The 6,232-nt window shown below is 54.2% G+C and carries 4 protein-coding genes and 1 pseudogene; 2 read left to right on the top strand and 3 right to left on the bottom strand.

Annotated elements, in window-relative coordinates:
* A pseudogene (locus ABLV76_RS07550) lies at window positions 1-196 on the bottom strand (carbohydrate porin); the annotation flags it as partial.
* A 330-nt stretch (window positions 197-526) separates the two neighbouring features.
* Complete coding sequence (xylA, locus tag ABLV76_RS07545; RefSeq protein ID WP_348878263.1) at window positions 527-1,846, bottom strand: xylose isomerase; 1,320 nt, start codon at window positions 1,844-1,846, stop codon at window positions 527-529.
* A gap of 426 nt (window positions 1,847-2,272) precedes the next feature.
* On the opposite strand from xylA, the gene ABLV76_RS07540 reads away from it, so the two are divergent.
* Window positions 2,273-3,712: an MFS transporter gene (locus tag ABLV76_RS07540; protein WP_072140513.1), complete on the top strand. Its 1,440-nt coding sequence runs from the start codon at window positions 2,273-2,275 to the stop codon at window positions 3,710-3,712.
* 58 nt (window positions 3,713-3,770) lie between these two features.
* Window positions 3,771-5,450 (top strand): glycoside hydrolase family 43 protein, encoded by a 1,680-nt coding sequence (locus tag ABLV76_RS07535; RefSeq protein ID WP_348878262.1) that lies wholly within the window; start codon window positions 3,771-3,773, stop codon window positions 5,448-5,450.
* Window positions 5,451-5,531: 81 nt separating this feature from the next.
* Here ABLV76_RS07535 and ABLV76_RS07530 read toward each other — a convergent pair whose 3' ends face one another.
* The gene (locus ABLV76_RS07530) at window positions 5,532-6,170 is read right to left on the bottom strand and encodes an HNH endonuclease (protein ID WP_064158617.1); all 639 of its coding nucleotides are present in this window, start codon (window positions 6,168-6,170) and stop codon (window positions 5,532-5,534) included.
* Between the last annotated feature and the right edge of the window lie 62 nt (window positions 6,171-6,232).

The following is a 6,232-nucleotide window of genomic DNA, read 5'->3' as shown; positions in this document are numbered from 1 at the left end:
GGTTGGTGATCACGTCGACCTTTTTGTCGGCCGCGGCGTCGATTTTCGCCTGGCGTTCGGCCAGCGCTTTATCAACGGCCTTGGCGACGATGGCGTCGATCTGTTCCTGAGTAAATTCTTGCGCCATTACAGAGGTAAGCGGAAAAAACGCGGCGATAACCGCCATGGTTAATGGAAGTTTTTTTATCATTGTCATGAGTTTCTCAATATAGGTTAATTTTATTCAGACAATAACCAGCCTATTCTGAGCTGACAGAATATGTCGCTATCATCAGAACAAGTTATTTTTATTTTGTACGGTCACAGAGGCATTACACAATTATCGCGACTTCCCCTCCTTTATTGCTATTAAACAGGTGGCACAATGGCAGAACCATCCGCGCGGCGGATTGTTCCTCTATAGACAGTCAAACAGATGGTCTTTTCGGCGCAGACAGCATAAATACAACACGAACAAATAAACGCTATTTCCCGGCAGCGGGCAAACGGCGGAATACATGCCCCCGCAGGGGCATGTCAGCCAAATTTAACCAAAGATATAGGTATTGACGATATTTTCGAGTAATTCCTGACGCCCGCTGTGATGCTGTGGATTCAGATTATGCTGCTCAGCGTACCGGGCAATATTATCCAGCGACATGCAGCCGGTCATAATTTGCTGCCCCAGCTCGCCCTGCCAGCCGGCATAGCGTTTTGCCAGCTCCCGATCGAGCTTGCCATCCTCAATCATGCGCGCGGCCAGCTTGAGGGACAGCGCCATCACGTCCATGGCGCCAATATGGCCATAGAACATGTCGTATTTGTCGGTGCTCTGCCGGCGAACTTTGGCGTCAAAGTTCAGGCCGCCGGTGGTGAATCCCCCGGCTTTGAGGATCTCGTACATCACCAGGGTATTTTCTTCCACGCTGTTCGGGAACTGATCGGTATCCCAGCCGAGCTGCGCATCGCCGCGGTTGGCATCAACGGAGCCGAAGATCCCCAGCGCGATGGCGCTGGCGATTTCATGGTGGAAAGAGTGCCCCGCCAGGGTGGCGTGGTTGGCTTCAATGTTCACCTTGATCTCATTTTCCAGGCCAAACTGCTTCAGGAAGCCATACACCGTCGCGACATCGTAATCGTACTGATGCTTGGTGGGCTCCTGCGGTTTCGGCTCGATAAGCAGCGTGCCGCCAAAGCCAATCTTATGCTTGTGCTCCACCACCATCTGCAGGAAGCGGCCAATCTGCTCGCGCTCCTGACGCAGGTCGGTATTCAGCAGTGACTCGTAACCTTCGCGGCCGCCCCACAGCACATAGTTTTCGCCGCCGAGCTGGTGGGTAGCGTTCATGGCGGTCACCACCTGCGTGGCCGCCCAGGCAAACACCTCCGGATCGGGGTTGGTCGCCGCCCCGGCGCCGTAGCGCGGGTGGGTAAAGCAGTTGGCGGTGCCCCACAGCAGTTTCACACCGGTTTGCTGCTGTTTCTCCGCCAGCACCTCGGTCATCACGGCAAAATTATGCAAATACTCTTTCAGCGACGCGCCTTCTGGCGAGACGTCGACATCGTGGAAGCAGTAATACGGCACGTTGAGCTTGTAGAAAAACTCAAACGCCACGTCCGCTTTGCGTTTGGCCATTTCCAGCGCATCGCCCGCGGCCTGCCAGGGACGCTCAAACGAGCCGGCGCCAAACATATCCGCGCCATTCCAGCAGAAGTTATGCCAATAACAGGCGGCAAAACGCAGATGATCGGCCATGCGTTTTCCCAGCACGATTTCATCCGGATTATAGTGGCGAAACGCCAGAGGATTATCGGTTTTAGGTCCGGCAAAAAGAACGCGTTCGAGCTGGTCAAAATAAGTTTGCATGATGAACTCCGAAATTGAGAAAGCCGAAAATTAACAACTGTGACACATCGTGTATTCTCATCGGCGCTTGCTCAATTACGTTATTTCACTCAGCGATTGAGAAAATGCTCAAATGTGAGCCATCTCGCAAATAAAACTATTTTAAATATCTCGCTTCGCGCGCGTATAGCGTACACTGCCTGGGGAATTCAGCTGGACATAGCGAATTAAAATGCCGGTTTTGTCACATTGCCTGTCGGCCAGAAAATTAGCGGCGAATGGCGGCTCAACGCAGGTGATACAGGCCTTTGCTTCGAGGATCACAGAAGTAAAAAAACATAATTACTTAATTTAAAAACGTAATAGATTCTTCCAGGTCAACTGTGTCAGAAAGTGTTTCACCTACACAAAACAAACCGGAGTCTGCTTAGAATGAGTAAAAACATAATGCACAGTCGGCATGATGAATATCATAAATTAACCCGCGGAGAACGAATTGGTTATGGCATGGGCGACTTTGCGCAAAACCTGGTTTTCGGCACAATTGGGGGTTTTCTGGCTTTGCATATGCTGACGGTAAATACCATCAGCACGGCAACGGCAGGCTTTATTTTTCTTTTTGTCCGCATCATTAATGTGTTTTGGGATCCGATGGTCGGCACCTACGTGGATAAACGAACCTCAAAAGCAGGAAAATATCGTCCGTGGCTGTTACGAGCCGGCGTGCCGCTGGTGATCCTGTCGGCATTACTGTTCGCGCCCATCCCCGGAGTGAAAGGTTCGGTGGCTTTCGCCTTTATTATTTATCTGGCGCTGGACCTGGTTTATTCCTTAGTCAATATTCCCTATGGCTCGCTGAATGCGTCGCTGACCCGCGACCCGGAATCGATCGATAAACTGACCAGTACCCGCATGATGCTGGCCAACAGCGCCAACCTGCTGGTCTATACCCTGTTCCCGATGTTTGTGCAGATGGCGGCGCCGAAAGATCGCAGCCTGAAAGACACCGGCTTTTTCGGCCTTGAGCTGAATCTGGGCAACTATACCGATCCGTCGGCAAACTACGCCTGGTTCGGCGTGTACGCCATCTATATGATCATCGGCGCGGTGGCCCTGTTTATCTGCTACAAATGCACCAAAGAACGCGTTGTCGCGACCGCCGAGCAGACCGCCAACGTCAAAACCACTGACCTTTTCCACGAACTCCGACATAACCGCCCGCTGGTTATTCTGGGCATGTTCTTTATGCTGGCCTTTACCTTCATGTTCTTCATGAACACCGTTAACGGCTTCTTCAACCAGTACGTCGTCGGCCACTCCGAATGGATGGGCGCGGTGGGTCTCGTCGCGTCTATTCCCGGCATCGCCTTCCCGATTTTCTGGCCGAAACTGAAAAAAATCTTTGGTAAAAAAGGCTTCTTCCATCTGTTCCTCGCCATGTTCATCGTCGGCGAACTGCTGACCTACGTCTGGTCCCGCGAAGGGATGCACGACGCGCTGTGGCTGGCCTACATCGCCACCTTTATTAAACAGTGGGGCTTAACCTCCGCCACCGGCTTTATGTGGGCGCTGGTACCGGAAGTCATCGCGTACGGCGAATTAAAATCTGGCAAACGCAATGCCGCCATTATCAATGCCATTATGGGACTCTTCTTCAAGATCGGCTTCACCATCGGCGGCGCGATCCCGCTGTGGCTGCTGGCGGTGTATGGCTTTAATGAAAGCGGCGCCGTGCAGAGCGCCAGCGCCATCGACGGGATCATTATGACCGCGGTGTGGATCCCGATTGCGCTGGCCGCTATTTCGATGGTGATCATGCAGGTTTATCCCATCTCCGATAAACATGTTACCGACATCAACCGTCAGCTGGATGAGATCCGCGTGTAGTTAAAAAAATTATAAATCAGACCGATTCGTCACTTTCCATTTTAAAAGGTGTAATGAAATGTCACTTATTCAAAACCCGATATTACGCGGCTTTAATGCCGACCCCAGTATTATTCGCGTCGAGGATACGTACTATATTGCCAACTCGACGTTTGAGTGGTTCCCGGGCGTGCGTTTACATGAGTCGAAAGACCTGAAAAACTGGAACCTGCTGCCTTCGCCGCTCTCCACCACCACCCTGCTGGATATGAAGGGCAACCCCTCCTCCGGCGGCATTTGGGCGCCGGCGCTCTCCTGGGCCGACGGGCAATTCTGGTTGGTGTATACCGATGTGAAGGTCACCGAAGGCGCCTTTAAAGACATGACCAACTACCTGACCACCGCGAAGGATATTCGGGGCCCGTGGAGCGACCCGATCAAGCTGAACGGCGTCGGGTTTGACGCCTCGCTGTTCCATGACGACGATGGCCGGAAATATATCGTCCAGCAAACCTGGGATCACCGGGAGTACCATCACCCCTTCGATGGCATTACCTTAACGGAGCTGGATACCAACACGCTGAAGTTAATGCCGGAAACCGCGCGCACCATCTACCGCGGCACCGCCGTGGCGCTGGTCGAGGGGCCGCACCTCTATAAACTGAACGGCTACTACTACCTGTTTGCTGCCCAGGGCGGCACCGTGTTTACCCACCAGGAGGTGGTGGCGCGGTCGACAACCCTCGAGGCCGACAGCTTCGAAACCGAGCCGGGCGACGTGTTCTTAACCAACGTCGATACCCCGGACAGCTACATCCAGAAACAGGGCCATGGCGCGCTGGTCTCCACCCCGGAAGGCGAATGGTATTACGCTTCGCTCTGCGCCAGGCCGTGGAACCGCCCGGGGGAATCCATCTACGACCCGCGCGGCTGGTCAACCCTCGGCCGGGAAACCGCGATCCAGAAAGTGTACTGGGACGACGAGGGCTGGCCGCGTATTGAAGGCGGTCACGGCGGGAAGACCTTCGTCGAAGGGCCGAAAGACGCCATCTTCACCGAAAGCGCCAGCGATAATAGCCAGCAGGATGACTTTACCTCGCCAGCGCTCGATCCGAACTGGAATACCCTGCGGGTGCCGTTTACGGCCAAAATGGGCACCACCGGCGACGGCAAATTAACCTTAATCGGCCAGGGTTCGTTAGCCAATACCCATGACCTGTCGCTGATTGCCCGCCGCTGGCAGGCCTTCTATTTTGACGCCGCGGTGAAGGTGAAATTCGAGCCCTTCAGCTATCAGCAGATGGCCGGGTTAACGAATTACTATAACGACCGCCACTGGAGCTTTGTCTTCCTGACCTGGAATGAAATTAACGGCAAGGTCATCGAAGCCGGCGAAAATAACCGCGGGAAATACACATCGTACCTGAAAGATAACGCCATCAAGGTGCCGGACGGCGTGGAATACGTCTGGTTCCGGACCAAAGTCCGCAAGCAGACCTACAGCTATGAATACAGCTTCGATGGCGTGACCTTCACCGAGATCCCGGTCCAGCTGGATGCCGCAGTGCTGTCCGATGACTATGTGTTGCAGAGCTATGGCGGGTTCTTTACCGGGGCGTTCGTCGGCCTGGCGGCGGTAGACTACGCCGGGTACGGCACCCAGGCTGAGTTTTATCAGTTCGAGTATCAGGAGCTGGGCGATAGGTTAGCGGCCGATGGCAGCTACAGCTGGGAGGCTGGCGAGACGCGGGATAAGTAGGGAGTGTGAGCCCACGCTACCGGTAAGGTAGCGTGGGGTTTGTGGTGTGTTTGATGTAATTAAAGCGAGAGCTGTCGGATGTCAGTCTGCAGGGCGCAGCCGGGCCTTCAGCTCTTCGGGAGTAAACGGCGGATCTCGCCGGTGCAGCATTGCATGGCAGTTGGGACATACCGGGATCAGATCGGTTTCTGGGTTCAGACGGTAGTCCTGCTTTATCCCGGACAGCGGAATGAGATGGTGGATATGGATAAAGCCCTGGCCGATATCGCCATAGCGGCTGGCCATATCCAGACCGCATACCTTACACTGGCAGCCGTGCAGGCGAAGCGCCGCCTGACGAGCCTGACGGTCGCGCTCATAGCGATTGACCACCACCTGCATCGCCGCCCCTTCCACGTACTCCATGGTCGTCTGCCCCTCATCGGGGAAAAGCGCAGCCTCGTCATCGCCAGCGCCCTGCGACGCGATCGTAAATCCTTGCTCCAGTAACAGACGCACGCATTTGGATTTAATCCCCCCGCTGAAATCCGCCGGGGTAAATTCCGTCCCCGTCGCAAACGTGGCCGCTAACCCGACGATGGCTTTTGAAGGATACCGACGCCCCTCAAATTCGATCTCATACAGACGCGCGCTTCTAAACTCATGCGCAACGCCTGCATCATAAGCGCGAATGGCGGCGATGATGCATTCCCTGGATAAATGGTCCGGTAGTTTTTTCATAAGACATAGCTATCTGATGGCGCGAAGCTTGAGTATAAATAGAAAGCTATGGGCTTTTCGAA

It is taken from the genome of Klebsiella sp. GB_Kp047 (assembly GCF_040065235.1).
Lineage (GTDB): Bacteria > Pseudomonadota > Gammaproteobacteria > Enterobacterales > Enterobacteriaceae > Klebsiella > Klebsiella quasipneumoniae.
This window is presented reverse-complemented; position numbering and strand designations above follow the sequence as displayed.

Excerpts from the sequence above, each read along its gene's own strand:
- ABLV76_RS07530 (WP_064158617.1), bottom strand. The coding sequence starts at position 6,170 with ATGAAAAAACTACCGGACCATTTATCCAGGGAATGCATCATCGCCGCC.
- xylA (WP_348878263.1), bottom strand. The coding sequence starts at position 1,846 with ATGCAAACTTATTTTGACCAGCTCGAACGCGTTCTTTTTGCCGGACCT.
- ABLV76_RS07540 (WP_072140513.1), top strand. The coding sequence starts at position 2,273 with ATGCACAGTCGGCATGATGAATATCATAAATTAACCCGCGGAGAACGA.
- ABLV76_RS07535 (WP_348878262.1), top strand. The coding sequence starts at position 3,771 with ATGTCACTTATTCAAAACCCGATATTACGCGGCTTTAATGCCGACCCC.